This window comes from Bordetella tumulicola (assembly GCF_965138755.1).
Taxonomy (GTDB): Bacteria; Pseudomonadota; Gammaproteobacteria; order Burkholderiales; family Burkholderiaceae_B; genus Bordetella_A; species Bordetella_A tumulicola.
In genome coordinates, this window is the sequence record NZ_CBCSFP010000012.1 from 1 (window position 1) to 26,168 (window position 26,168).

Below are 26,168 nucleotides of genomic sequence, written 5' to 3' on the forward strand. Positions count from 1 at the left end.
ACGACGGGTAGTCCCGCGCAGCGGGACCTCGGCCCGTGCTTATGGGCCGAGCCGTTGCGATCTGGCCGGCGGTGGCTATACACCGGCGCCGCTCGGCTCGTGTTATGTACAACTTACGGATGCTGGTGTGCGTTGCTGGCGTAGTGATGGTTAACTTGCGATGTCCAGGGCCAGGGGGGCATGTATCAAAAGGCATATACCTGGAACAGCGACGGCCTGACGACCTGGGCATGCCATTGTTGTGAGTCCCGGTCGTGTGCGTNTGGGTCGCGCCGGCCAGTTAGAGCGGCGGGTAGNCCCGTGCTTATGGGCCGAGCCGTCGCGATCTGGCCGGNGNGACCCACACGCACACGACCGGGACGCCTCAAGGACCTCTGAGACCGCATGCCCTCCAACGCCACGCAAAAAAACTCACCCTTCTCCGTAGCGCGCCGCGGCAACCCCCGGCTCCGGATCAGGATGCTTGCCCGCATGCTCGATGATGTAGCAGAAAACTCGCCCGTTTTCTTCGGCAAATGTCACCACGTCCGAGCACACGGACTCGATCTGTGCGGCGTCGTCGGCCAATGCCGGATCGCCCGAATGCAACTTGACCAGCCACAACACGATGCCGACTTTTTGGTCCAGCACGGTGTCACACAGGCAGTCATACAGCGCATCAAAATTACCGCCGAAATAGACGGGAAAATCCACTGCCTTGGCGATGGCTCGCATTACCGCTGAGCGGCTACGAGCGCGGTCGCAATCGGCCGCCATGAACGCAAGTCCGCGTTCACGCGCAGCCTCCACCAGGGCCTCTTTCTGCACACCGTCATGATCGATCGCGCCACCACTGCTCAGTTGGCGCTGCAACGTAGACTGGCCATTTCGCGTCATGCCTGGCCCTCCTTGAAAAAAGCCTCAACTTCCTCGCTACGCCGCATCGTATCGGCATACCCCAGATCAATCAATCTCCGAGTGTAAGCACCTTCGAACAACAAATATGACATCAGCGCTCCACCACCTGAACGATCTGGGTCGGACGATACACCGAGTACGCGAAAAAGGGTACGGGCCTCAAGGGGCATTTCTGTCAAATAATCGAGCGCCAGCAAATCCAGCGACTGGCTAGGGGTCAACGTCAGCACGTCTACCCGTCGAAGTCCTCCTGCCACTGCGGGATCGTGCCCGATGTACGTGACCAATTCGTTAATGCGTTCCAGACGCTCGACATCCATCGACAGGCCGTCCAGAAAAAGACTGGACATCACGTGCCCCCCGACCTGCGCCAGGCTCGGATAAGGGGGGGCCTGCTCGCGTTTTTCGGGATGGGTGTCATCACGAAAACTAGTGCCAATAACCAACACCCGTTCGGCGCCTAAGTGGATCGCCGGGCTGATCGGCGCCAATTGCCGCATGGAGCCGTCGCCGCACCATTCCCACTGGCCCTGCACGTTGATAGATTGCGCCGGAAACACGAGCGGAATGGATGACGATGCCATCAGATGGTCGACGCCGAGGCGTACCGGCAGGGCACGCCGTAGCGAGCGATGCCAGGGATCAATGCTGTGGTTGGATTGGTAAAACGTCAAGTGCTCGCCGCTCGTGAAGCCCGAGGCGGTGATCGCCAGCGAGGTCAGGGCGTTGTATTGCAGATTGGCCTGCAGGCGGTTGAAATCCAGTGTCCGGGTGAGCAAGTCGGCCAAAGGACGGTTGTCCAGCAAGGAACGGGGGCGCTCACGGCCCAGTCCGGAAAACATCCAGCCCAGGGTCAGCAGGCCCAGCCAGCGAACCCCGGTTTTGATCAGGCCCGGTGCGTCGGCTCGATACACCATGTCGGTGCGCAGAGATTCCCATAGGCGTCGGATACGACGGACGGCCAGGTGAGGCCGATCGGCGCGGCAAGCCAAGGCTGCCGCGTTGATGGAGCCGGCGGAGGTACCGCAGATGATGGGAAAGGGATTACGAAAACCCGGGCGGTATTCTGGATCGAGAATGTCCATGATGGCGACCAGCGCGCCTACCTGATAGGCCGCGCGGGCGCCACCGCCCGTCAGCACCAGTCCAGTCGGGGAACTGGGCTGACAGAGAGCTTGCTGACTGCTATTTGACGACGTTCGCATCAACGACGACCAGGGCGGTCATGTTGACGATACGGCGCACGGTGGAGCTGGATGTCAGAATATGCACGGGCGCATTGGCTCCCAGCAAGAACGGCCCCACGGCCACGTTACCGCCGGCCGCCGTCTTGAGCAGGTTGTATGCAATATTCCCGGAATCCACGTTGGGACACACCAACAGGTTGGCGGAACCCTTCAGCGTGGACGACGGCAGGACGCGCATGCGCAGGGCTTCGTCCAACGCGCAATCGCCATGCATTTCACCGTCGATTTCCAGATCCGGCGCGGCCTCGCGCACCAGGGCCAGCGCCTCGCGCATCTTGGTGCCGGAGGACGAGCTGCTGGTACCGAAGTTGGAACGTGACAGCAGGGCGATCTTGGGCGCCAGGTTCAGGCACTTCATTTTTTCTGCGGCTGCAATCGTGATTTCAGCGATTTGTTCAGCCGTCGGATCGTCATTGACATGTGTGTCGACCAACGCGACCACACGCTCATCAAGCAGCACGATATTCATGGCGGCATAGACCTTGGCGCCGGGGCGCTTGCCGATGACTTGATCGATGAAACGCAAGTGCTCGGCATAGGTGCTGACCGTCCCGCAGATCATGCCGTCGACTTCGCCCCGATGCAGCATCATCGCCCCTATCAGGGTCAGGCGGCGACGCATTTCGACGCGCGCCATTTCCTTGCTGATGCCCTGACGACACATCATTTCCCAATAAGTCGTCCAGTACTGGTGGAATCGCTCGTCATATTCGGGGTTGGTGACCTCGACGTCCTCACCCAGGCGCAAACGCAGGCCGAATTTTTCGATGCGGGCGGCCAGCACGGCCGGACGACCCACTAGGATGGGCTTAGCCAGGCCTTCGTCGACCACGACCTGGACGGCTCGCAACACGCGCTCGTCTTCGCCCTCGGTGTAGACCACGCGAGCCTTGCCGCCATCGCGCACCAGACTCTTGGCGGTCGAATACAGGGGCTTCATGAATGCGCCCGAGTGGTACACAAACTGCTGCAATTGCTCGACGTACGCTTCCAGGTCGGCCAGCGGGCGGGTCGCCACACCACCATCCATAGCGGCCTTGGCCACGGCAGGTGCGATGCGGGTAATCAGGCGCGGATCGAAGGGTTTGGGAATCAGGTATTCACGACCGAAGCTGACGTCGTACATGCCATAGGCCGCCGCGACCACTTCGTTTTGCTCTTCTTGGGCGAGTTTGGCAATGGCGTACACGGCCGCCATTTCCATTTCACGCGTAATCGTGGTGGCCCCGACGTCCAGCGCGCCACGGAAGATATACGGGAAGCACAGGACGTTATTGACCTGGTTCGGGTAATCGGAACGGCCAGTCGCCATGATGATGTCATCGCGCACGGCATGCGCATCTTCGGGCATGATTTCCGGGTTGGGGTTGGCCAGCGCCAGAATGACCGGGCGAGCGGCCATGGCCGCTACCATGTCGGGCTTGAGCACACCGCCTGCCGACAGGCCCAGAAACACGTCGGCGCCCTCGATGACCTCGGACAGCTTGCGCAAATCGGTTTTTTGCGCGAAACGCTCTTTGTCGGGGTCCATCAAGGCAACGCGACCCTGATACACCACGCCCTCAAGGTCAGTCACCCAGATGTTTTCGACGGGCACGCCCAGATCGACGATCAGGTCCAGACACGCCAGCGCGGCCGCGCCGGCGCCAGAGGTCACGACTTTGACTTTGTCGAGATCTTTGCCCACAACCTTCAGACCGTTGATAAAGGCGGCCGACACACAGATGGCGGTTCCGTGTTGGTCATCGTGGAATACCGGGATTTTCATGCGTTCGCGCAGTTTGCGCTCAACGATAAAACACTCCGGTGCTTTGATGTCTTCGAGGTTGATCCCGCCAAACGTCGGCTCCAGGCCGGCGATGATTTCGACTAGTTTATCGGGGTCGGTTTCGTTGATTTCGATATCGAATACGTCCAGGCCGGCAAATTTTTTGAACAGGACGGCCTTGCCTTCCATGACGGGCTTGGAAGCCAGCGCGCCGATGTTGCCCAGGCCCAGCACTGCGGTACCGTTGGTAATCACACCAACCAGGTTACCGCGTGCGGTGTAACGCACGGCATTAACGGGGTCGGCGACGATCTCTTCGCACGCCGCCGCGACACCAGGCGAGTAGGCCAAAGCCAGATCTCTCTGGTTGGACAACTGCTTGGTCGGGGTGACGGAGATTTTGCCGGGGCGGCCAGACTCATGATATTCAAGTGCGGCTTTGCGAAAATTGGCATCCATAAGGCAGGGCTACTCGGTTAATCCACGGGAGTGGGGGATTCTAGCTTAGTAGGCAACAATCTTACTCTCCCGTCGCGCGAACCCGCAGCGCAACCGTCAATCCCCATACAAATCCAGGGGATCGAACGCGGTCTTGATGCGTCTTTCCAGCCGGCGGGCCGGCCCGACGGCGTCGGCTGGCACGGGAGGTAATGCCGTCCCCTGGCCAGCGGCTGGCCCTGCCCACGCCTCGCCCGGCGTCAATACCAGCGACTCCACCCAGGCCAGCGACCCACCGTGCCCCAACAGCAAATGCGCCAAGTTGACCTCAGCGGACTCGGCAGGCAGTAATGCATCCAGCCGATAGCGGCAGGGCCAACGGGATGCATTGCGACAAGTCACACTATCCGGCGAGTTCGAGAGCTGAAACAGCGCCGGTACCAAACGCTGCACGGTTGCTGAACGCAGGGGACGCAAATCGGACGCACCAAACGGTCCCAGCCTTTCGGTCGTACCGTCCGACAACAGCACATCGACGCCCACCAGACCGCTCGCGGCCGTCCTGCCAGGCACCCAACCATGAGCATGCGCCAGCCAGGCCGCCAGGGTCAATTCGGCAGGCGCGCCGCGGAACTGAGACAAGCCGGCGTCGGCGAGATCGCCTAATCGGCATCCGGGCTGCGCAAGCCACTGACCGGCGTCGGACTCGGACGTCAGCGTGTTCAACAATGATGGATCGACGTATAGCACCGGGGAGCCGTCTTGCGTGTCAAGAACAGGATCCAACGGAGCGGGATCAGCAGAAGGGGAGTCAGCAGAGGCGGGATCTTCGGGTGTGAGATCAGTAAACGCGGGAGCGGTGCGTGCGGGATCGACAAATATAGGACCCGGGACCGTAGATGCGAGCGCGGCGCCGGCGTCATCAAGGCCGTCCAGTAACAATGTCACGCCATACTCGGCGCACAGCGCTCGTGCATGGCGTACATCATCGAGCCAGGCCGGTACCAGCCGGAGACGGCACGCCGATTCATTCCCCAGGCTCTGCACCCGCCCCTGCACCCCGCGCGCCAGACGCTCGCGAAAGGCTTGCCAGGGCGTCAGCGGCGTTTGCCGGCCAAACAAAAATGCGCGCCGCGATGGCTGCATCTACAATTCCTTTTTCGTTACGAGAACTACCATGTCGCGCCTTGCATCACGCGTCCAACAATTCCTCACCTTTCACGCCGTCGAGGTCTTTAAAGAAGCCCAGGCGCTGCAAGCCATGGGAAAAGACATCATCAGCCTCGGGATTGGTGAACCGGACTTTACCGCGCCCCCACAAGTCGTGGAAGCCCTGGAGCGTGCGGCACAAGCCGGCCTGAGCGGATACAGTGCCCCGGCCGGTCTGGCCGCGTTGCGCGAGGCCATTGCCCAATTCTACGCAACGGAATTCGGCGCCAAGGTCGACCCCGCGCGCATCATTGTCACCGCCGGGGCCTCGGGCGCATTGTCGCTCGCCTGCGCAGCATTGGTCGACACCGGGGCGGAAGTCCTCATGCCTGACCCCTCGTATCCGGCCAACAGCAATTTCATTCTGGCCGCGGGTGGTCGCCCGCGCCTGATCCCCAGTACCGCGGAAAAGCGGTTCCAGTTATCGGCACAAGACGTGCGAGACCATTGGACACCCGAGACACGCGGCGTCCTGGTGGCCTCGCCCAGCAATCCCACCGGCACCAGCATCGCGCGCGATGAGTTGGCCGATTTGCTGCACGCCGTACGCGAACGCCAGGGTTTTGCCATCGTCGATGAGATTTATCTGGGGCTCAGCTATGAAAACCAGGCGCGTTCTGCCTTGACGCTGGACGATGACATCATCGTCATCAACAGTTTCTCAAAGTACTTTCACATGACGGGATGGCGCCTGGGCTGGATGATCGTTCCCGAGCGCCTGGCCGGACCCATCGAAAAAATGGCCGCCAGTCTGGCGATTTGCGCACCAACACTGGCACAGCACGCCGCCGTGGCGTGCTTTGCGCCCGACACACTCAAGATTTACGAACATCGTCGCGAGGCGTTCAAACAGCGTCGCGACTATCTGCTGCCCGAATTCGAGCGCATGGGGCTGCATGTCCCCGTCAAACCCGACGGCGCGTTCTACATCTATGCAGATATTGCCGCGCAAGGTGTCGATAGCGTGATCTTCGCAAAGCGATTGCTGCACGAGGCCGGCGTCGCGGCGGTCCCCGGACTGGACTTCGGTCCGGCTCACGGCAACCACACGATGCGATTCTCGTACGCTACCGGACTGGACCGTTTGCAGGAAGCCGTGCGCCGCATCGGCACCGTGCTCTGAAACGCAGGGAAAACGCGTAAAAAGTGCTCGCTTTGAATCTGGTGCAAACCAGATTCAAAGCGCGTGATCAATCACGCGCCAGGGCAATACCGGCCGCCAACGCCAGCCGGCGACGTTCTGCCTGCACCTTGGCACCATAGCCGCCATCACTGGGGCCGGTCGCGCCGACATAGCAGGCCAGACCAGCGTCGACCGAACCACGTCGCGTGATGCAGTCTTTCAAAATGGTACTGCCGACCCGGATATTCGACGTAGGATCAAGCGCAGTCGCGCCCTCACCCAGTTTCTCGAATTTGTCCTTGTGCACACGCGTCATGACCTGCATCAGGCCCTGAGCCCCTACGGAGCTTTCCGCAAAGGGGTTGTAGCGAGACTCGATCGCGATCACCGCCAACAGCAGCAGCGGATCCAGCTCTTTTTCGCGCGCCACCTTGTAGGTGGTATTGATCAAAACACCTGTCGCGTCATACGCCACGCGGTACTTGCGCGAGATATAGTTGCGCAATGCCTCCGCCTGCGGACTGGACACCGTATTACGTGCCACCTTTTTGGATGGAGCCGGGGGAAAATCCGTGCGTAGCGGACCCAGAAAACCAGTGGCGTTACTGGACGGCGCAGCAGGAATCGCCATGACAATCGCCGAAGGGGTGTCATAGACAAGGGGATCGCCACTGGCATCGACAAGCGAGCCGGACGGCATGGATGTAGGCGCTAGGGCGGTCAACAAGGCTTTGTGCACCTGCAAGGCCTGGTCGCGCAAACCGGGCACAGCAAGACTCATACTGACAGTCACAATGACCGCAATACCCAAATAGGTACAGCAGATACGCAACCATTCAGCAATACGGTGGTGCACTCCTTGGGCCGGCTGATGAAAGATGCCGGCCACTGACGCATCGGGCATGAAGGCCTCCCGCGTAAAGAGAAGAACGTTGGATGTTAACCTCTGTTTACGCTCGAAAATGTAACGAATTGACCTGGATCTGTAGTGAAATACCGCGACTTGAGAGACTTTTTACGGCAATTAGAGCAACGGGGCGAACTCAAACGCATCGCCACGCGGGTCTCGACGCACCTCGAAATGACCGAGATCGCCGACCGTGTCCTGCGTGCCGAGGGCCCCGCCCTGCTGTTCGAAAACGCCACGCACCATGGCGCGCCCGCCGGCATGCCCGTGCTGGCCAACCTGTTTGGCACGCCCAAGCGTGTTGCCTGGGGAATGGGTGCCGAAGACGTCAGCGCGCTCCGTGAAACTGGGGAACTACTGGCCTCGCTGCGCGAACCCGAGGCACCGCGCAATCTGCGCGACGCCTTCGGGAAAATCTCCATGCTGAAATCCGCGCTCTGGGACATGGCCCCCAAGCGCATACGCAGCCCCGCCTGCCAGGAGATCGTCTGGGAAGGCAACGATGTCGATCTGAGCCGACTGCCCATCCAGACCTGCTGGCCCGGTGACGTCGCGCCCCTCTTGACGTGGGGCCTGGTCATCACGCGCGGCCCTCATGCCCGCCGCCAGAATCTGGGGATTTATCGCCAACAGCCGATTGCGCCCAACAAGCTGATCATGCGCTGGCTGTCGCATCGTGGCGGCGCGCTCGATTTTCGCGAACATGCACGCGCCTATCCGGGCACACCGTTTCCAGTTGCCGTGGCGCTGGGCACCGATCCCGCCACCATTCTGGGAGCCGTCACACCCGTCCCCGACAGTCTGTCCGAATACCAGTTTGCCGGCTTGTTGCGAGGCTCTCGCACCGAAGTCGCCCAGGCCCTGGGCAGCGAGCTTTCCGTGCCCGCCTGGGCCGAGATCGTGCTCGAAGGCCATCTGCTCCCCACGACCGATCCGCGCGCGGTCGCGCCGACTGTCCCCGAAGGGGTCACGCCCCCGCCGCAGACCGGCTACGAAATGGCCCTCGAAGGCCCCTACGGCGACCACACGGGTTATTACAACGAACAGGATTGGTTTCCCGTCTTTACAGTGGATCGCATCACCCTGCGCCGCAACCCGGTCTATCACTCGACCTACACGGGCAAGCCGCCCGATGAACCGGCGGTACTGGGAGTCGCGCTCAACGAGGTGTTCGTGCCGCTCTTGCGTCGTCAATTACCCGAGATCGTGGATTTCTATCTGCCGCCCGAGGGCTGCAGTTACCGAATGGCAGTAGTGTCGATCCGCAAACAATACGCGGGCCATGCCAAGCGGGTGATGTTCGGCGTATGGAGTATCTTGCGCCAGTTCATGTACACGAAATTCATCGTCGTCGTGGACGAAGACATCGACGCCCGGGACTGGAAAGAAGTCATCTGGGCCATCACTACGCGCATGGATCCGGTGCGCGACACCGTCATGGTGGAACGCACCCCGATTGATTACCTGGATTTCGCCTCGCCGGTATCCGGCCTGGGCGGCAAGATGGGGCTGGACGCGACCAACAAATGGCCAGGTGAAACCGACCGCGAATGGGGTCGCCCCATCACCATGGACGCAGACGTCAAACAACGCGTGGATGCGATGTGGGGAGAACTGGGGCTGTAGTGGCCTGATTGACAACGGCCTGCTTTATAAGGGCCTACTTTAGTGCCACTAGGCGTCGCGGTCGGCGTGGGCCCCGGCCTCAAGCTTGCTGCCGCGCCAAGCCTTGAAGGCCTGCCAACCCAGTAAGGCGCCGCCTGCCAATTTGAACAAGCCCGCACGTTTACCGCGCCCCATGATCAAGGCGGATAACGTAGAGCTGACAAAAGGATAGCGCCGCGCCAGCGTAAAGCCTTGCCACATCAGACGCGACACATTGCCTTTGGCCAGGCTCGGCAGCCAGCGCTTGAGCAAACTGCCCGGCCGGACCGAGCGACTCGCCGCGGCGATATCTTGTGCCAGGGACTCTCGCTCTAAGGCTGCACGCGCGCGCAGCAATTCAATACGGACAGCGCGATCCATGGCGGTCGGAGATTTTGCCATCGTTTAGCTCCGCCCTCGTCGAGAGGTCACGCGACGAGCCTGCAACTCGCGTTCGTCTTGTGCTTCTTGTTCGGCTTTTTCGGCCTGCTCGGCGTGATCCGCCTCGGCCTGAGCAGCCCGCACACGGTCCAGCAGATCGGCATCGCGGCCCAGTTCTTCAATAGTGGCCGAAAACGGCGTGGCACCGAACAACAGCTCGCGGCGTATCAGCCATAACAGCACGATGCCGATCAGGGCATACACCCCCGCCAGCAGGCCCAGCGCCACATAACGGTCCTCGGTGGGCCAAAACGCCACCGCGATCGTGACCGTGAACACCAACACGGCCAAGGTCACAAAGAGCAAGGAGGCAAACGCCATACCCAGCAACTTGATCAGCCGCGTTTTTTCTTCGGCGGCCTCAAGAGAGAGTAATTCCAGACGCGTGCGCAGCAACCCAAGCAGGGTGCTCCCTACGCCAGAAATAGAGGTACGCAATCCCATAAATAGACAAGACCAGGCCAGCCGATCAAGGCCGGCCCATGTCTTTAACGGCGAGCGATCAACAGGCCGAGCAACAGGCCCGCCATACCGGCGGCGCCAATCGCCTGCCAGGGATTGTCGTGCACGTAATCATCGGTGGCACGCGCCGCCTTGCGACCACGTTCCAGCACGGCGTCTTGCGCATCGTATAGGGCTTCGCGGGTACGTTTGAGCGACACCATCGCCCGATCACGCAACTCGGATGCTTTGTCGCCAGAACTGGAGGCGGCCTCGCGCAGCAGGTCTTCTGCATCGCTCAGGCTGCTTTTCACGCTGTCGATGAGTTTTTCTTTAGCGGCTTCGTCTGAACGTCGTGTAGTCATAAAAGCTCCTCTGAGTATGTCGCGATGAGTTCATCATACCAGCCTGCCAGCGCGCTCGCTGCAAGACAAATATGACGTCCAACCTTCCACCTTGTACATAGGGGCACCCTCGCCAATCACAAGCCCCCCTTCAATCTTGCGCTATCTGACCTGCGTAATTTCCACGGCAGACTTCACGCCACTCTGGTCAATGTCCTGGCGCATCACCAGGCTCACGTCCGGGCAATACCAGTCGGTTACCGTCGTCTTCATACCGGGAATGGGTAGTGTCAATCCCTTGAATGTGGCCATCGTGGGATCGGTATCACGGCTATAACGAATCGGCCAGCACGATTGGCGCCCCAATGCCGTATCCAGCGAGGCCTTTGCGCCGACGGTTTTCTCGCCGATGCGCACCACGGTACTGGGCTGCCCGCCTACGGGCGCCTCTTTACCGATATTGAGCCGATAGGTGGCGCCGGGCATGCGTTGCCCCTGCCCCGTGATCTGCCGGTCGTAGGCAAACAACCCCAGCATCCGTAAATCAAATTGCCCCTCGGACCGCGGCTGCTCGCCCGCCTGGGCATATCGCACAAAGGTGGCTTGCCCTTGCTTGATCGTCATCAGATAATCGAGCTTGGACTGGCTGGCCGGCAAACCGGCATAGCTGAACATGGCCGTCCCCTGTACCCGCGCGCGGCAGTTTGCCGAGTCCGTCTTGGAGACCTCTGTAAACCCCAGATCGGCCCCCAGCTTGAGATTGCCCGATCCGGTGAGCTGTACGGCGCCCCCGTCATGCATAAAGCGGGCATCGCATACCCCGGCCATCGCGGCCGGCGTGACCAGACTGGCGCATCCCGCCAAGACCCAAAAAGAAAAATTTCGTGTCACTACGCAAGACTCCAGGAAACGCAAAAAAAAGTCGTGGCACCAATACCAGACGGATTGATGCTACACCGTTTACGCATGTTTCACGTTTCAAGCCGTGTGTAATTCAGGCGGTATGCAATGCAGCAAGACGACGAACTTCCGGCATGCACGAGCCGCAACCCGTGCCACACCCCAATTTGGCCGTGAGGCCCTCGGCATCCAGGCCGGATTGCGTGCCCGCCAGGATCTCCTGCTCCGTCACACCGACGCAGGCGCACACCGTACGCGAACGCGGCACCGCCTGGTTACGTCCCATCAGCAGCATGGCCACGCTGGCCGGTGCCGCGCCTCCTTCGGCCCAGGCCAGCAAGCCATCATGGGCGCGCACATCGCCCGCCAGCAAAAATGCCGTCGGCAGGCCATCCTGCAACCGCACCCGTCGCAGGACGCCACGCGACGGGTCGTCAAATGCCGCGTCGGGCTTCTCCAGTCCCAGCGCCTGGGCCAGGGCATCCAGCACATGGTCGGGCGGCGGCGAATCGGCTGCCAAACGCAATCGAACCCCCGGTCCGACGGCGCAGGGCAGCACCACGGCATAATCGAAACGACGCAACCAGGGCGCCAATTGCGCTCGCAACACCGATGGGTCTCCCGCCAGCCATCCCATGACCTGCCATGGCAAATGCGCGGGCGCGATGGCCACCGCCGCATGCTTGAGCTCGGGCTGGCGAGATACGGGATCGCGAGCGGGATTCGTCAATGCATTCACGCCCAGGCCGGCCATAAAGGCACTGCCCCAGTGCATCGGCAAGAAAACATGGCCTGGTCTGAGCGCATCGTCGGCACGCACCGGCAACACCATCGAACCGCGACGCGACTTCACGCGCGCCAGGCTACCTGCTTGCAACTTGGCGCGCTCCAGGTCAATCGGATGCAGCGATAACCAGGGCTCCTCGACATGCCGCGTCAGCGCCGCGGACAAGCCTGTTCGCGTCATGGTGTGCCAGTGATCGCGTAATCGGCCCGTCGTTAATCGCAAAGGGAAAGGCGCCGACACTGCCTCGGCGACGGGCATATAGCCCGTATCGTAAAAGCGCGCGCGTCCATCCGCTGTCGCAAACTGCCCATCGGTGTACAAACGCGCCGTCGATACGCCATCGCGATACGGCCACTGCACGGGTCCCGTGCGATCCAGCAAGGCGTAGTCCACCGCGCTGTAATCCAGATCGCGCCCTGCCGTCGTACGCGCATGCTCGGCAAACACCGCGCTTTCATCGGCATAATCGAACAAAGCTCCCTTACCGGGCGCGATCAATCGCGCCAAACGTTGCGCCACCCCCACGGCCAATTGCCAATCCGGCCGGGCATCACCGGGCGGCGGCACGGCGCTGCGCACGCGACTGATACGACGCTCGGAATTCGTCAACGTGCCGGATTTTTCCGGCCAGGTCGCCGCAGGCAGCACCAGATCAGCATAGGCCAGCGTTTCAGTGCCCGCATAGGCCTCCTGAACGATCACGAACTCGGCCCTTTGCAGCGCCGCGCGCACCTTGGCTTGATCAGGCAGTGACTGGGCTGGATTGGTGGCCGCGATCCACAGCACCTTGATCTGCCCGTCGAGTACCGCGTCGAACATTTCCAATGCGGGCTTGCCGGCCGTCTCGGGTAATTGGTCTACGCCCCACAACGCGGCGACCTCCTGGCGATGCGCCGATATACCCGGGTCTCGATGACCTGGCAGCAACGTCGCCATCCCGCCGGCCTCTCGCCCTCCCATGGCATTGGGTTGCCCCGTCAGGGAAAATGGGCCCGCCCCCGGACGGCCAATCTGCCCCGTCGCCAGATGCAGATTGATTAACGCGCCGTTTTTGGCCGTGCCGCTACTGGATTGATTCAGTCCCATCGTATACAGCGACAGCGCCGCACCCGCCTGACCAAACCAGCGCGCCGCCAGCGCGATATCGGCCGCGGGCACGCCGCACACGTCCTGTGCTGCCCGCGGCGTGAACTCCTGCACGCGGGATTTCAGGGCATCAAAACCTGCCGTGTGCGCGGCGATATACGCCGCATCAATCAACCCGTCCCACACCATGACATTCAACATGGCATGGAACAGCGCGACATCCGTGCCTGGCACGATAGGTAAATGCAGATCGGCCAGCGCCGTGGTATCGGTGCGACGTGGATCGATCACGATGATCTTCATCTCTGGGCGCGCAGCCTTGGCGACCTCGAGCCGGCGAAACAGCACCGGGTGGGCATAGGCCATATTGGAACCCGCAATCAGCACCGTGTCGGCCAACTCCAGGTCGTCATAGCAGGCAGGCGGCGCATCAGCGCCCAGCGTCAATTTGTAGCCCGAGACCGCGCTGGACATGCATAAACGTGAGTTGGTATCGATGTTGTTCGTACCGACCAATGCGCGCGCCAACTTATTGAAAACCGCGTAGTCCTCGGTGAGCAATTGACCCGACAGATAAAACCCCACCGAGTCGGGCCCGTACAACTGAATGGCAGTCGCCAGCTTGCCTGCCGCGAGATCCAGGGCATCCGACAATGGGACCGGCGAGCGCTCGCGACCGCGCTCGGGGCGCCATTGCGCACGCAGCACGCGGGCCTCGTCACGCCGAACGGTATCGGCCAGCATCAGGCCCTTGCTGCACAGTTTTCCGCGATTCGCCGGGTGATCGGGATCTCCCTCGACACGCAACACGCGCGCGTCCTGCGCCGTCACACGTACCCCACAACCCGTGCCGCAATAGCAGCAAACCGAACTCACGGTGCGCTCGCCCGTCGCCCCCGCGCGCGTCCCCAGATGCAGCGACACCGTATCCATGCGCCTCAGTCCTCGTCCAGCGCGAGAGAAATCGCACCGCCATCGATCTTGATCGGCAAGGTCTGTACACAGCCCTCATCAGGCGCCTGGGCCTGACCACTGGTCAGGTCCAGCACCCATCCATGCAGAGGGCAAGCCACCGAATGGCCATGCACCAGGCCCGCCGATAACGGGCCTCCCTTATGCGGGCACCGATCGACCACAGCAAAAACCTGATCGTCACTCGTGCGAAAAATCGCCACGTTCTCTTGGCCGGGCCGCTGGACGACGCGTGCGCCCAACGGAGGGATGTCATTAATATGGCAAATGCTGCGCCATTGGCAGGTAGCGGCTTGCGACATGATGTCAGTCATCCAGGAAAAAGTTAGACAGTCAGCGACTGGAATTCGCGTGCGGCAGGCTGAGTCTCACGCCGCTCTTCCCAAGGATCCTTCTCGAAGGAAATGGCGAATTTCAAGCGCGAGTAGAGTTCCGCACGATTGGCCGCGTCTTCGACCACGCGAGCCTTCGCGTGCTCCAGGCCCACGCGCGCCAGGTAGTGCACGGTACGCTCTAGATAGAACGCTTCCTCGCGATACAGCTGCAAAAATGCGCCGCTATATTCCAGGACTTCTTCGGCCGTTTTGACCTTGACGAAAAATTGCGCCACCTCGGTCTTGATGCCCCCATTGCCTCCTACGTAGAGCTCCCAACCGGAGTCCACGGCGATGATGCCGACGTCCTTGATACCAGACTCGGCGCAATTACGCGGACATCCGGAGACCGCCAGTTTGACCTTGTGCGGACTCCACATGCCTACCAGGTCTTTTTCCAGCGCAATGCCCATGCCAGTGGAGTCTTGCGTGCCGAAACGGCAAAATTCGCTGCCCACGCACGTTTTCACGGTACGTAAACTCTTGCCGTACGCGTGGCCAGAAGGCATGTCGAGGTCGGCCCAGACCTTGGGCAGGTCCTCTTTTTTCACGCCCAGCAAGTCGATGCGTTGACCGCCCGTGACCTTGACCATCGGGATCGAATATTTGTCGGCGACGTCGGCAATGCGCCGCAGTTCGGACGGGTTGGTCACCCCGCCCCACATGCGTGGCACCACCGAATACGTGCCATCTTTCTGGATGTTGGCGTGCATACGTTCGTTGGCCAATCGCGACTGACTATCGTCGCGGGCCTCGCCGGGCCAGGTGGACAACAAGTAGTAGTTCAGCGCCGGGCGGCATGTCGTGCAGCCATCGGGCGTACGCCAATCCATGAAATGCATGGCGTTGGGAATCGTCACGAGATGATGGTCGCGGATGGCTTTGCGTATCTCGCCGTGGGTCAAATCCGTGCAACCGCAAATGGGCTTGGCGGATTTGGGTTTGACGTCGGCCGCGCCACCCACGCAATTGATCAGGATCTGCTCGACCAACCCCGTGCACGACCCGCAAGAACTGGCCGCTTTGGTGTGCTTTTTCACCTCATCCACTGTAAACAGACCTTTGTCACGGATCGCCTTGACGATAGTGCCCTTGCATACGCCATTGCAGCCGCAGACTTCCGCCGTATCGGCCATGCCGATCGCACGGTTTTCGCCGGAATGACCCGTATCGCCACCGATCGCGCTCTCTCCAAACATCAGTTGATCGCGCATCGACTCCAGTTGCTTGCCTTCGCGTATCAACCGGAAATACCACGCGCCGTCGGCCGTGTCGCCGTATAGGCAGGCCCCGACGAGCTTGTCGTCTTTCAGCACCAATTTCTTGTAGACGCCGCCCACAGGATCGGCCAGGGTGATTTCTTCCGTCCCCTGGCCACCCAAAAAATCTCCCGCCGAGAACACATCGATCCCGGTGACTTTCAGTTTGGTCGAGGTCACGCTGCCTTCGTATCGGCCAATGCCATACAACGCCAGATGGTTGGCCGCGACTTTGGCCTGCTCGAACAAGGGTGCCACCAGACCATAGGCCGTGCCGCGATGGCTGACGCACTCGCCCACCGCATAAATCAAAGGGTCATAGGTTTGCAGGGTGTCGCTGACCACGACGCCACGATTCACATACAGCCCGCAACTCTCGGCCAGCTCGGTGTTAGGACGGATACCGACGGCCATCACCACCAGATCCGACTCAATCTCTTCACCGTTGGCAAAGCGCACGGCGCGCACACGACCGTCGTCACTGCCGAGCAGGGCTTCGGTCTGGCGCGGCATCAAGAATTTCAAACCACGAGACTCCAGACTCCGCTGCAACAGCAAAGCCGCCTGCGGATCCAACTGACGATCCAGCAAGCCTGGTCCCAAGTGCACCACCGACACATCCATACCGCGCGCGGCCAGACCGCTGGCCGCCTCCAGGCCTAGCAACCCGCCGCCGATCACCACCGCGCGCTTATGTGTGCGGGCGGCTTCGATCATCAAGTTGACATCACGGATATCGCGAAACGTCACCACGCCCTCCAGATCCTTTCCGGGCACGGGCAAGATGAACGGATTCGAGCCCGTCGCCAGCAACAGGCGATCGTAGGGCACCTCGCTGCCGTCTTCTCCAATCACGATGCGGCGCGCGCGATTGATGCGTTCAACCTTGCAGTTCATGCGCAGATCGATCCCATTGGATTGGTACCAGTCCACATCATTGAGTACGATATCTTTCAAGGTCTGCTCACCCGTCAATACCGGCGAGAGCAGAATGCGGTTGTAATTGGGATACGGCTCGGAGCCGAACACCGTGATGTCGTACAGATCAGGGGCAATTTTCAGCAGTTCTTCCAGCGTACGTACGCCGGCCATTCCATTGCCCACCATCACCAGTTTCAGTTTCTTTTCCATGATGTCTCTCGTGTTACTCGTATTGCGTCGTTGCTTGTTTTGCGTTGCGGCCTCAACCGCTGGCGATTTCGAGGGTTTCGTCAGGCTCGCTTACGCTCGCCACCACGGTGGACTTGTGTGACAAAGTCGGATTGCCGTAGCGGCGATGCAGAAAATCCACCACCGCGGTACGGCAAGCCAGATACGCCGGATCACCCGACAGGGCCACGCGATCACGCGGGCGCGCGAGCGGCACCGTCAAGACCTCGCCGATCGTGGCTGCCGGTCCATTCGTCAACATGACAATACGATCGGACAGCAGGACTGCCTCGTCGACATCGTGCGTCACCATGATGGTGGTGCTGCGCGTGGCCGCCACGATCTTCTGCAACTCGTCCTGTAAATGGGCGCGGGTCAAGGCATCCAGCGCGCCAAAAGGCTCATCCATCAACAAGACTTTTGGCTCAATGGCCAACGCGCGGGCAATGCCCACGCGCTGCTTCATCCCCCCCGATATTTCGCCAGGCAATTTGGCTTGCGCATGCGCCAGGCCCACTAGTTCCAGGGCGGCATGGGTGCGTTGCGCGAGCTGAGCTTTGGTTTCGATCGCGCCGAAGACACGCTGCACCGCCAGATGCACGTTTTGAAAACAGGTCAGCCATGGCAACAACGAATGATTCTGGAACACGACCGCGCGATCCGGGCCAGGCCCGGCGATTTCGCGCTCGGCACACAGCAACACGCCTGATGTCGGCCGCGTCAGACCCGCAACTAGATTCAACAGCGTGGATTTACCGCAGCCCGAATGGCCAATCAGGGAAATAAACTCGCCTTGCGCCACAGTCAGATTGACATCGCGTAGCGCGACGAACGTCCCACGAGACGTCACAAAAGTCTGGCCGACGTTTTCGATACGCACAAACTTTTCCATCATGTCACTCCTCGGTGTAAGCAAAACGACGCGCCAGCCGCACCAACGCGGTCTCCAGCAGCAACCCGACAATGCCGATCACGAAAATGGCGATGACGATGTGTTCGACCTTCAGGTTGTTCCACTCGTCCCATAACCAAAAGCCAATCCCCGTGCCGCCTGTCAACATTTCGGCGGCCACGATCACCAACCAGGCCGTGCCAATCGATAGACGCACGCCGGTCAAGATGTGCGGCAACACCGACGGCAGCAGAACTTTGGTCACCACCTGCCATTCCGACAGATTCAACACGCGCGCGACGTTCAAGTAGTCCTGAGGAACACGTGCCACGCCCGCCGCGGTGTTGATCACCATGGGCCAGATCGAACAGATAAAAATCGCCCAGATCGCGGCGGGATTTGCCCCTTTGAACAACAACAACCCCAGCGGCAACCACGCCAATGGCGATACGGGTCTCAACAGACTGACAATCGGCGAAAACATGGCGCTGGCCGCCGCGTAGCGTCCCATCACGAATCCCGCGGGAATCCCCACCAGCGCCGCCAGGCCAAAGCCAATCGCGACGCGCTGCAACGACGCCAATACGTTCCAACCGATGCCTTGATCGTTGGGACCGTTGTCATAGAACGGATCCGCAAACAGGTCCCGCGCGGCATCCCAGGTCACACCGGGTGTGGGAATCTCCGGGATCGACATGGCAATGGCCTGCCAGATCAGCACTAGCAACGCGAAACCCGCCAGCGGTCCAACCGCCACACGCAACAGACGCTCCATCGCCGCACGCCAGGCGATCTGGCGAGACGACATCTCGGTGGCCAAAGTCGTCGACATCACATGCCCCTTATCAAGCTTTGATCTGGAAACTATCGGCGTAAGCCACCGGATTGCTGCCATCCCATCGCACACCGTCCATCAAGACAGACACGCGCGACTCGCTATCGGGCAGCGACGCCCCCGAGGCCGTCGCGGCTTGCTTATACACATCGATGCGATTGATCGCCTGCGCCACCGTTTGATAGTCCGGATGCGCCTTTAGCAAACCCCAGCGCTTGTGCTGCGTCAGGAACCACATGCCATCGCTCAGATAGGGAAAGGACGCCTCACCGTCGCCGTAAAAGCGCATCGCATGCGCGTCATCCCACGTCTTGCCCAGGCCATTGGTATATCGACCCAGCATGCGATCAACGATGGCATCGACAGCCGTATTGACATAGGACTTTGCCGCAATCGTTTCGGCCGTCTTGCGACGATTGTCAGGGGAAGCATCAATCCACTTTCCCGCCTCGATCACGGCGGCCGTCACGGCGCGAGCGGTATTTGGATTCGTGCTGACAAACGCTGATGTCGTGCCCAACACTTTCTCGGGATGATCGGCCCAGATCTGCTGCGTCGTCGCCGCCGTAAAACCGATGCGATCCATGATGGCGCGTGCGCCCCAAGGCTCGCCCACACAAAAGCCATCCATATTGCCCACGCGCATATTGGCCACCATCTGCGGAGGCGGCACCGTGATCGCACGCGCATCCTGCATCGGATTAATTCCATTGGCCGCCAGCCAGTAGTACAGCCACATGGCATGCGTGCCCGTGGGAAACGTCTGCGCGTAGGTATAGGTGCGCTTGTCGGTCTGCATCAGCTGTCGCAGCGACTCGCCATCTGTCACCCCCGCCTCGTGAAGTTTGGATGACAGCGTGATGCCCTGGCCGTTCTGGCTCAGGCTCATCAGGACCGCCATCTCTTTCTTTGGACCGCCAATGCCCAGATGCACGCCATACACCAAGCCATACAGCACGTGTGCGAAATCCAATTCACCATTGATCAGTTTGTCGCGCACGCCCGCCCATGAGGCTTCTTTGGTGGGAACAATCTTCACGCCGTACTTTTGATCAATACCCAATACCGACGCCATCACCACAGACGCGCAATCCGTCAGGGGGATAAAGCCAATGCGCACCTCGGTTTTCTCGGGTGCGTCCGTACCAGCCGCCCACGCCCCCGCCCGCACCAATGGGTCGACCATGTTCAGCAGCCCCGCACCCGCCACGGCCTTGGCCGTATTGCCCAACCATTTGCGACGCTGCGCATTCGCAGCGCCTACCTGCTCAATGGGGGCGGTAGCCAGATCAATCTTGCGGGGCATGCCGGTCATTGGGGACTCCAAAAAAAAGCGTCCTGCACCCGCAGGTAACCACCTGACGGGATGTGCAGAACGCCATTGTTCATATTGAGTCGCCGCGCGACAGACCAGCGGAAGGTCTCGCGCCAACGATCGGAGACCGCCATTGGCCTCCAGGCATCAAGAAGCAAACATCATGCCAACTGCGGTTTTCGCGAGCAGGCTTCGAGCATGGACTCGCTCATGCACCACACTGGCGCATAAACCGCAGCGCAACTCACCGTTTCCGTGCCCACCGCCCCATCTGTGGGCAAACACACGCGTCGACCGCAGTGCCTTTACCCGACTGGGGTGTTTTCGACGCGCGTAGAACGCACCGACTGGACAACGGTCACCTGATGGCACGGATCTTGCATCTATCCGGATGAACAGGAGTCATCATGCTTAAGGTCATGCTTCTCACCGACGGAGACGGGCGCACCGCGTCCTTGCGAGAAACGCTGGCGGCGGCCGGCGTGCGCGTCGTCGCCGAGCGTCCCGCGGGCATGGATCTGGCCGAGACCATTAATCAACTTGAACCCGATGTGGTGCTCATTGACGCCGATGCCCCGGCCCGAGATACGCTGGAAGACGTCTGTGTCGCCAGCGAATACAGCGCGCGACCCGTTGTCATGTTTACCGATGACGGCAACCGTGAGACGATCCGTGCCGCCTTGAAAGCCGGCGTGGCCGCCTATGTGGTGGGCGCCGTGCCCCCCGAACGCATCCAACTGCTATTGACTGTGGCCATCGAACGCGGTGCGGTCGAACGCGCGCGCCGCAGCGAACTGGCCGACGCGCGCCTGCGGCTGGCGGATCGCCAATCCATCGAGCGTGCCAAGGGATTGCTGATGGAGTTACGCGGCGTTTCCGAAGAACAAGCGCACCGGCTGCTGCGTGAACGCGCCATGCAAAGCCAACGGCGTCTGGGCGATGTGGCGCGCGAAGTCGTCGACATGGCGCAATGGCTGGGCGGCAAGCCGGGAGGCGTCGCTTAATCACTTGTCGTTATATCAATCCAATAAATCAAAAGTTGTAGAGATGTAATGCTGTCCCTATGATCGTTGATGTATGCGGGTACGTCCCGCCAGGCTGATCACTTCATGAAGCTTTTCCCCTTATTTGCTGACTTGCAGGGTCGACGCGTACTGGTCGTCGGCGGCGGAGACGTCGCCGAACGCAAGGTTCAAGTGCTGCTTGAAGCCTCGGCCGAGGTGCAGGTCGGCGCACCCGAGCTGACGCCCGCGTTGGCGCAGTGGGCCGCACAAGGCCGCATCCATGTCCTGGCGGGCGCGTTTCAGCCGGAATGGCTGGATGACGCCTGGCTGGTCGTCGCGGCCACCGATGACCGGGCAGTCAATGCCGCAGTCTCCGAAGCGGCACAAGCTCGTCGCATTTTCAGTAATGTGGTCGATGATGCTGAGCTATCGTCGTTTCAAGTGCCCTCCATCGTCGATCGCTCACCCCTGATCGTGGCGATTTCGTCATCGGGCGTCGCGCCAGTGCTGGCGCGACGAATGCGCGAGCGAATTGAATCCCTCTTTGATCATTCATTGGGATCTTTGGCCGCACTCGCCGCGCGTTACCGCCCTCGCATCCGCGAGCGTCGGCCAGACCTGAAACAGCGTCGTCATTTTTACGACTGGCTGCTCGATGGCCCTGTGGCGAGTTTGCTGCGCCAACAGCAACCCGCCGAAGCCGAACGCGTATTGAAAACCGAACTCGACGCCCCGCAAGCCACCAGCCGTGGCAGTGTGGTGCTAGTGGGTGCCGGGCCAGGCGATCCCGGGTTGCTGACACTGAAAGCCTTGCGCGCATTGAATGAGGCCGACATCATCCTGTACGACCGACTGGTCAGCTCCGCCGTGCTGGCGCTGGCCCGCCGCGATGCCGACCGCGTCTCCGTGGGCAAACTTCCGGGCGAAGACCACAACGCCACCCAGGCGCGCATTCACGCCTTGCTGATCGAACACGCTCAAGCGGGTCGCCGCGTGGTGCGCCTCAAAGGCGGCGACGCGTTTATTTTTGGCCGTGGCGGCGAAGAACTCGAGTATCTGCGCGCGCACCGTGTGCCCTACGAAGTCGTGCCCGGCATTACGGCCGCCCTGGCCTGTGCCGCCTATGCGGGTATCCCACTGACCCATCGCGATCATGCGCAATCCGTGCGTCTGGTCACCGCGCATTGCCGCGAAGACGAAGACACGCTCGACTGGGCCGGATTGGCGCGCGAGCATCAAACACTGGCGTTCTATATGGGGGTGGGGCAACTGGAAACCCTATCCCACCGCCTGATCAGCCATGGCCGCGCGGGCGATACCCCCTTTGCCCTGATCGAGAACGGCAGCCGTCCCGAACAGCGCGTCGTGGCCGGCCAACTGGCCGAACTTGCCGCGGTGGCGCGCAGCCACGAGGTGCGTTCTCCGGCCCTGTTGATCGTGGGCGAAGTCGCCGGCCTCGCTCGGCAACTCCACTGGTTTGGCCGCTACGAACAAGGCCAGCGTGAGGCGCTCGCCGCCTGAGGGTGACGTGCTGAGGGCGACGCGCCGACGGTGATGAGCTGAGACACTGGGCCGAGGCCAGGCTGACAAACGGGTGCTTTCTGGCGCAGACGCGACATCGGGCACCCGCCCTCCTTTACTGCCTGCGCAGCCCTACTCGGTTTTTTGCTTCGTGCCGAAGATGCGGTCGCCAGCATCGCCCAAGCCGGGAATGATGTAGCCGTGTTCGTTCAGGCCTTCATCTATCGAAGCGGTATAGATATGGACGTCCGGGTGGAGGTCCAACACGGCCTGAATACCCCGTGGTGCTGCCACCAGCACCAGCGCCCGAATCTCGCGACAGCCGGCGCGCTTGAGCATATCGATGGTGGCGACCATCGAACCGCCCGTGGCCAACATGGGGTCAACGATCAGCGCCAGGCGCTGATCCAGCTCGCCCACCAAACGCTCCAGATATGTATGGGCCTGCAGGGTTTCTTCATTGCGGGCCACGCCGACGACACTCACTTTGGCGCCGGGGATCAAACTTAGCACGCCATCCAGCATGCCAATCCCTGCCCGAAGGATAGGAACCACGGTCACTTTCTTGCCCGCGATTTTCTCGACCGCGACGGTGCCGCACCAGCCTTCAACGGTAGACGCCGCCAGAGGCAGATCTTTCGAGGCCTCATACGTCAGCAGCGCTCCGACTTCTTGGGACAATTCACGGAAACTTTTGGTGCTGAGGTCAGCGCGGCGCATGATGCCAAGCTTGTGGCGAATCAGCGGATGACGGATTTCATGCACGGGCATGAGCGGAAATCTCCAGGAAACAAAGGGCAGCAATTCAAGCGGGTCGGAGCGGGGCAATATACGGGAGTATTGTGTCCTGCCCTTATCACGGCCATGCCGCCCGGTTGCCAGATAGCGCAATCGTAAACCGTTTGCCGGCTTGATGCCGGTCATTTACGCGGCCTCCATGCGCCAGGCGACCCCTTGTTGAGATTTTACTGAGCCGCCAGCCAGGCGATCAGCGCGTCATCAAAGGCGCGCACCTTACCCGCGTTCGGATCGTTGACCATGCTGACGACCACGTAGCGCTTGCCACTGACGCCCATTACATAGCCCGCCACCGCACGGACGTCACGCAGCGAACCGGTCTTGAGGTGAGCCATCCCGACCGTCTCGTCCCCTTTCAAGCGCCGCCGCATCGTCCCGTCTACGCCAGCGATCGATAGCGACGATATAAACTCGGGCATCAGCGGCGAGTGCCAGGCCAGCGTCAACATCGATGCCAGGCTTTCCGCCGACACACGCGCGTCGCGCGACAAACCCGCCCCGTTATCCATGATCAGTTCGGGCATATTCAGCCCTTGCGAGGACAGCACCGACTTGGCCACGGCCTCGCTCGTCTGCGTGGTCGCCGGCCGCGCACCGCGCTCGGCGCCCAATGTCAACAGCACCGTACGGGCCATGACGTTATTACTTCGCTTGTTGATCTGACGGATCGCCTCGCCCAACGGGGCAGACTCGTGCGACGCTAGCACCACGGCGTCAGAAGGCACTTTTCCTGCCCGAATCTTGCCCGTGAACGTACCGCCCAGCTCTCTCCACAACATCCGGAACAGGGACTCCGCAAACTCCGGCTGCGACAGCGCCAACCGATACAGACTGAACTCGCCGCAAGAGCCCGCCACGGTGCCTCCCAGGCGGATCGTCACTCCTTGCTGCGTCAGCACCGGATCGGTGGTCACGATCGGCGGACCGGGGCAGCGCGCCGAACTCCATTGCACCTCCCCCTCCAGCCGCAAGCCCGGTAGAGGAGGATCAACGATCGGCACCCATTTTTGTGCAACCTGGTCAGGCGTGAAGAGTAGGCGTAGCGCGCCAAACCCCACCATCAAGGCATCCGGGCTCGCGTTGTAAGCCCGGTCCGGCGCGCCATCAAACGCCCCGGGGTCAGTCGCGACCTGGCCAAAAATACTGCGGTCGATAACGAGATCACCGATTTTCTTGACCCCGCGCAGCCGTAGCTCACGCAACAGAGTCCACATGTCTTGCATCAACAAATAGGGATCACCGCCCGCTCGCAGGTACAACGGCCCCGACAGCGCGCCATGCGCGTCGGGTCGCACGCCCGGCGCAACCAGAAAATCGGTACGCCATACATAGTTGGGCCCTAGTTCCGCCAGGGCGGACCACGTGGTCACTAGCTTCATCACCGAGGCGGGGTTACGCGGCTCCGTCGCGTTGATGGCCATCATGCGCGGCCCGCCAAGCTCCTGGACGATTAAAGACAAGGACTCGTCCGGCAATCCCGAGGCCCGCCAGGCGCGGCTCAACTCATCGGGCATCACGCCCTGAGCCTGCACCGCCACAGCGGCCCCCAACAGGGCGCACGCCGCCAACCATCGCCTCACCCATCCGTTTCGCTTGTCCGCCCGCCTTGTCATGCTCCGCTCGCCACGATACCCATCCAATCAAAGACGCAAGCATACCGAAACATGGGCGTTTCGCGATCAGCACTTACAATATGGCCCTATTCGCGCCTGCCCTTGGCTGATTCCCCGGGCATTCCCTGGCGCCTTACTTGAATTGCACCGCGTGTCCTCGACCTTTTCTGTTTCCGATTTCGACTATTTCCTGCCCCCCGAGCTCATTGCCCAGACCCCTGCGGCACAGCGCGACGGCAGCCGCTTGCTGCACCTGGATGCCACGGGCGCTTTGCACGATCGGGTGTTCCCCGATCTGACAAATCTACTGCGCCCGGGTGATCTGCTTGTTTTTAACGATACGCGCGTCATCAAGGCCCGCCTCAGCGGCCAAAAGGCCACCGGCGGCAAGGTCGAAGTCCTGGTCGAGCGCATCATCGAATCCGACCGCGCATTGGCCCATGTACGCGCCAGCAAATCGCCCGGCCCCGGCATGACACTGCACCTGGCCGAGGCATTCGACGTCACCGTGCTAGGCCGGGAGGGCGAGCTTTTTGACCTGCGTTTCCCGGCCCCCGTACTGGATCTGCTGGACGCCCATGGCGCCACACCGTTGCCGCCCTACATCACTCATGCGGCGGATGCCACCGACGAGTCGCGCTACCAGACCGTCTACGCACGCGAGCCGGGCGCGGTTGCCGCNCCCACGGCGGGCCTGCACTTTGACCAGGCCATGCTGGATCGCGTCGCGGACCTGGGCGTGGAACGCGCTTTTGTCACCCTGCACGTGGGAGCCGGCACCTTTCAACCGGTGCGCGTCGACAATCTGGCGGATCACATCATGCACGCCGAGTGGTATACCGTCGGCCAATCCGTGATCGACGCCATCGCGCGCACACGCGTTCGGGGCGGGCGGGTTATCGCCGTCGGCACCACCAGCGTACGCGCCCTGGAATCGGCCGCCGCGCAAAACCCGGCGGGCGCCGATGCCCCATTGATGCCCGTACAGGGCGACACGCGTCTATTCATCACGCCCGGCTACCGCTATCAAGTGGTTGACGCGCTCATCACCAACTTTCATTTGCCGCAATCCACGCTCCTGATGCTGGTATCGGCCCTGGCCGGTGTCGACCCCATCCGCCGCGCCTACGCACACGCTGTCGCCGAACGCTACCGCTTTTTCAGCTACGGTGACGCGATGTTTATCGAATCTTCCCATTCTTGA

The 26,168-nt window shown here is 61.3% G+C and carries 22 protein-coding genes and 1 pseudogene; 6 read left to right on the plus strand and 17 right to left on the minus strand.

The window, feature by feature from the left end:
• Window positions 1–411 precede the first annotated feature (411 nt).
• The 4 genes from ACNAZS_RS22125 to ACNAZS_RS22140 all read right to left on the minus strand — a co-directional run bounded on the left by ACNAZS_RS22125 (window position 412) and on the right by ACNAZS_RS22140 (window position 5,496).
• Window positions 412–876 carry a barstar family protein gene (locus ACNAZS_RS22125; RefSeq protein WP_415792688.1) on the minus strand — a complete coding sequence of 155 codons (465 nt, stop codon included), beginning with the start codon at window positions 874–876 and terminating at the stop codon, window positions 412–414.
• Complete coding sequence (locus tag ACNAZS_RS22130; protein ID WP_415792846.1) at window positions 873–2,036, minus strand: patatin-like phospholipase family protein; 1,164 nt, start codon at window positions 2,034–2,036, stop codon at window positions 873–875. The genes ACNAZS_RS22125 and ACNAZS_RS22130 overlap by 4 nt, the downstream gene beginning before the upstream one ends.
• A gap of 46 nt (window positions 2,037–2,082) precedes the next feature.
• A complete protein-coding gene (locus ACNAZS_RS22135) occupies window positions 2,083–4,371 on the minus strand; it encodes an NADP-dependent malic enzyme (RefSeq protein ID WP_415792689.1) in 2,289 nt (762 codons plus the stop codon).
• Window positions 4,372–4,467: 96 nt separating this feature from the next.
• The gene (locus ACNAZS_RS22140; RefSeq protein WP_415792690.1) at window positions 4,468–5,496 is read right to left on the minus strand and encodes a hypothetical protein; all 1,029 of its coding nucleotides are present in this window, start codon (window positions 5,494–5,496) and stop codon (window positions 4,468–4,470) included.
• Between the two features lie 31 nt (window positions 5,497–5,527).
• Between ACNAZS_RS22140 and ACNAZS_RS22145 the strand changes: the two genes are divergently transcribed.
• Complete coding sequence (locus tag ACNAZS_RS22145) at window positions 5,528–6,682, plus strand: pyridoxal phosphate-dependent aminotransferase (protein ID WP_415792691.1); 1,155 nt, start codon at window positions 5,528–5,530, stop codon at window positions 6,680–6,682.
• Between the two features lie 67 nt (window positions 6,683–6,749).
• On the opposite strand, the gene ACNAZS_RS22150 is transcribed toward ACNAZS_RS22145, so the two are convergent.
• A complete protein-coding gene (locus tag ACNAZS_RS22150; RefSeq protein WP_415792692.1) occupies window positions 6,750–7,586 on the minus strand; it encodes a lytic transglycosylase domain-containing protein in 837 nt (278 codons plus the stop codon).
• Window positions 7,587–7,670: 84 nt separating this feature from the next.
• Here ACNAZS_RS22150 and ubiD point away from each other — a divergent pair, with 84 nt between their 5' ends.
• Window positions 7,671–9,215: a 4-hydroxy-3-polyprenylbenzoate decarboxylase gene (gene ubiD, locus ACNAZS_RS22155; RefSeq protein ID WP_415792693.1), complete on the plus strand. Its 1,545-nt coding sequence runs from the start codon at window positions 7,671–7,673 to the stop codon at window positions 9,213–9,215.
• Window positions 9,216–9,263: 48 nt separating this feature from the next.
• Here ubiD and ACNAZS_RS22160 read toward each other — a convergent pair whose 3' ends face one another.
• The 10 genes from ACNAZS_RS22160 to ACNAZS_RS22205 all read right to left on the minus strand — a co-directional run bounded on the left by ACNAZS_RS22160 (window position 9,264) and on the right by ACNAZS_RS22205 (window position 20,019).
• Complete coding sequence (locus ACNAZS_RS22160; protein ID WP_415792694.1) at window positions 9,264–9,635, minus strand: hypothetical protein; 372 nt, start codon at window positions 9,633–9,635, stop codon at window positions 9,264–9,266.
• 3 nt (window positions 9,636–9,638) lie between these two features.
• Window positions 9,639–10,118 carry a phage holin family protein gene (locus ACNAZS_RS22165; RefSeq protein WP_415792695.1) on the minus strand — a complete coding sequence of 160 codons (480 nt, stop codon included), beginning with the start codon at window positions 10,116–10,118 and terminating at the stop codon, window positions 9,639–9,641.
• A 44-nt stretch (window positions 10,119–10,162) separates the two neighbouring features.
• Complete coding sequence (locus ACNAZS_RS22170; RefSeq protein WP_415792696.1) at window positions 10,163–10,480, minus strand: ElaB/YgaM/YqjD family protein; 318 nt, start codon at window positions 10,478–10,480, stop codon at window positions 10,163–10,165.
• Window positions 10,481–10,621: 141 nt separating this feature from the next.
• Entirely contained in the window at window positions 10,622–11,287 is a 666-nt protein-coding gene (locus tag ACNAZS_RS22175; protein ID WP_415792847.1) for a hypothetical protein, read from the minus strand.
• A 166-nt stretch (window positions 11,288–11,453) separates the two neighbouring features.
• Window positions 11,454–14,165: a nitrate reductase gene (locus ACNAZS_RS22180; protein WP_415792697.1), complete on the minus strand. Its 2,712-nt coding sequence runs from the start codon at window positions 14,163–14,165 to the stop codon at window positions 11,454–11,456.
• Between the two features lie 5 nt (window positions 14,166–14,170).
• Entirely contained in the window at window positions 14,171–14,506 is a 336-nt protein-coding gene (gene nirD / locus ACNAZS_RS22185) for a nitrite reductase small subunit NirD (protein ID WP_415792698.1), read from the minus strand.
• Between the two features lie 23 nt (window positions 14,507–14,529).
• Window positions 14,530–16,968, minus strand: coding sequence for a nitrite reductase large subunit NirB (gene nirB, locus ACNAZS_RS22190; protein ID WP_415792699.1), 2,439 nt, complete (start codon window positions 16,966–16,968; stop codon window positions 14,530–14,532).
• A gap of 52 nt (window positions 16,969–17,020) precedes the next feature.
• Window positions 17,021–17,881 carry an ABC transporter ATP-binding protein gene (locus tag ACNAZS_RS22195; RefSeq protein ID WP_415792700.1) on the minus strand — a complete coding sequence of 287 codons (861 nt, stop codon included), beginning with the start codon at window positions 17,879–17,881 and terminating at the stop codon, window positions 17,021–17,023.
• A gap of 1 nt (window position 17,882) precedes the next feature.
• A complete protein-coding gene (gene ntrB, locus ACNAZS_RS22200) occupies window positions 17,883–18,653 on the minus strand; it encodes a nitrate ABC transporter permease (RefSeq protein ID WP_415792848.1) in 771 nt (256 codons plus the stop codon).
• Between the two features lie 70 nt (window positions 18,654–18,723).
• Window positions 18,724–20,019, minus strand: a complete 1,296-nt coding sequence (locus ACNAZS_RS22205; protein WP_415792849.1) for a CmpA/NrtA family ABC transporter substrate-binding protein — start codon at window positions 20,017–20,019, stop codon at window positions 18,724–18,726.
• A gap of 416 nt (window positions 20,020–20,435) precedes the next feature.
• Between ACNAZS_RS22205 and ACNAZS_RS22210 the strand changes: the two genes are divergently transcribed.
• Both ACNAZS_RS22210 and cysG read left to right on the plus strand, forming a co-directional pair.
• Window positions 20,436–21,032, plus strand: coding sequence for an ANTAR domain-containing response regulator (locus tag ACNAZS_RS22210; protein WP_415792701.1), 597 nt, complete (start codon window positions 20,436–20,438; stop codon window positions 21,030–21,032).
• Between the two features lie 105 nt (window positions 21,033–21,137).
• Window positions 21,138–22,553, plus strand: coding sequence for a siroheme synthase CysG (gene cysG / locus ACNAZS_RS22215; RefSeq protein WP_415792702.1), 1,416 nt, complete (start codon window positions 21,138–21,140; stop codon window positions 22,551–22,553).
• Between the two features lie 132 nt (window positions 22,554–22,685).
• Here cysG and upp read toward each other — a convergent pair whose 3' ends face one another.
• Together upp and dacB are read right to left on the minus strand one after the other, a co-directional pair.
• Window positions 22,686–23,324, minus strand: coding sequence for a uracil phosphoribosyltransferase (gene upp / locus ACNAZS_RS22220; RefSeq protein ID WP_415792703.1), 639 nt, complete (start codon window positions 23,322–23,324; stop codon window positions 22,686–22,688).
• 194 nt (window positions 23,325–23,518) lie between these two features.
• The gene (gene dacB, locus ACNAZS_RS22225) at window positions 23,519–24,964 is read right to left on the minus strand and encodes a D-alanyl-D-alanine carboxypeptidase/D-alanyl-D-alanine endopeptidase (protein ID WP_415792704.1); all 1,446 of its coding nucleotides are present in this window, start codon (window positions 24,962–24,964) and stop codon (window positions 23,519–23,521) included.
• Between the two features lie 151 nt (window positions 24,965–25,115).
• On the opposite strand from dacB, the gene ACNAZS_RS22230 reads away from it, so the two are divergent.
• Window positions 25,116–25,645: S-adenosylmethionine:tRNA ribosyltransferase-isomerase (locus tag ACNAZS_RS22230; protein WP_415792705.1), on the plus strand; the 530-nt coding region annotated here is incomplete at its 3' end.
• A gap of 1 nt (window position 25,646) precedes the next feature.
• Window positions 25,647–26,168: pseudogene (locus ACNAZS_RS22235) on the plus strand (S-adenosylmethionine:tRNA ribosyltransferase-isomerase); the annotation flags it as partial.

What these genes read in the sequence shown, in the direction of transcription:
- upp (WP_415792703.1), bottom strand. Translation starts at nt 23,324, where the DNA reads ATGCCCGTGCATGAAATCCGTCATCCGCTGATTCGCCACAAGCTTGGC.
- ACNAZS_RS22205 (WP_415792849.1), bottom strand. Translation starts at nt 20,019, where the DNA reads ATGCCCCGCAAGATTGATCTGGCTACCGCCCCCATTGAGCAGGTAGGC.
- ACNAZS_RS22180 (WP_415792697.1), bottom strand. Translation starts at nt 14,165, where the DNA reads ATGGATACGGTGTCGCTGCATCTGGGGACGCGCGCGGGGGCGACGGGC.
- nirD (WP_415792698.1), bottom strand. Translation starts at nt 14,506, where the DNA reads ATGTCGCAAGCCGCTACCTGCCAATGGCGCAGCATTTGCCATATTAAT.
- ACNAZS_RS22135 (WP_415792689.1), bottom strand. Translation starts at nt 4,371, where the DNA reads ATGGATGCCAATTTTCGCAAAGCCGCACTTGAATATCATGAGTCTGGC.
- ntrB (WP_415792848.1), bottom strand. Translation starts at nt 18,653, where the DNA reads ATGGAGCGTCTGTTGCGTGTGGCGGTTGGACCGCTGGCGGGTTTCGCG.
- ACNAZS_RS22175 (WP_415792847.1), bottom strand. Translation starts at nt 11,287, where the DNA reads ATGGCCGGGGTATGCGATGCCCGCTTTATGCATGACGGGGGCGCCGTA.
- ACNAZS_RS22145 (WP_415792691.1), top strand. Translation starts at nt 5,528, where the DNA reads ATGTCGCGCCTTGCATCACGCGTCCAACAATTCCTCACCTTTCACGCC.
- ACNAZS_RS22125 (WP_415792688.1), bottom strand. Translation starts at nt 876, where the DNA reads ATGACGCGAAATGGCCAGTCTACGTTGCAGCGCCAACTGAGCAGTGGT.
- nirB (WP_415792699.1), bottom strand. Translation starts at nt 16,968, where the DNA reads ATGGAAAAGAAACTGAAACTGGTGATGGTGGGCAATGGAATGGCCGGC.
- ACNAZS_RS22195 (WP_415792700.1), bottom strand. Translation starts at nt 17,881, where the DNA reads ATGATGGAAAAGTTTGTGCGTATCGAAAACGTCGGCCAGACTTTTGTG.
- ACNAZS_RS22150 (WP_415792692.1), bottom strand. Translation starts at nt 7,586, where the DNA reads ATGCCCGATGCGTCAGTGGCCGGCATCTTTCATCAGCCGGCCCAAGGA.
- ACNAZS_RS22165 (WP_415792695.1), bottom strand. Translation starts at nt 10,118, where the DNA reads ATGGGATTGCGTACCTCTATTTCTGGCGTAGGGAGCACCCTGCTTGGG.
- ACNAZS_RS22210 (WP_415792701.1), top strand. Translation starts at nt 20,436, where the DNA reads ATGCTTAAGGTCATGCTTCTCACCGACGGAGACGGGCGCACCGCGTCC.
- ACNAZS_RS22170 (WP_415792696.1), bottom strand. Translation starts at nt 10,480, where the DNA reads ATGACTACACGACGTTCAGACGAAGCCGCTAAAGAAAAACTCATCGAC.
- cysG (WP_415792702.1), top strand. Translation starts at nt 21,138, where the DNA reads ATGAAGCTTTTCCCCTTATTTGCTGACTTGCAGGGTCGACGCGTACTG.
- ACNAZS_RS22160 (WP_415792694.1), bottom strand. Translation starts at nt 9,635, where the DNA reads ATGGCAAAATCTCCGACCGCCATGGATCGCGCTGTCCGTATTGAATTG.
- dacB (WP_415792704.1), bottom strand. Translation starts at nt 24,964, where the DNA reads ATGACAAGGCGGGCGGACAAGCGAAACGGATGGGTGAGGCGATGGTTG.
- ACNAZS_RS22140 (WP_415792690.1), bottom strand. Translation starts at nt 5,496, where the DNA reads ATGCAGCCATCGCGGCGCGCATTTTTGTTTGGCCGGCAAACGCCGCTG.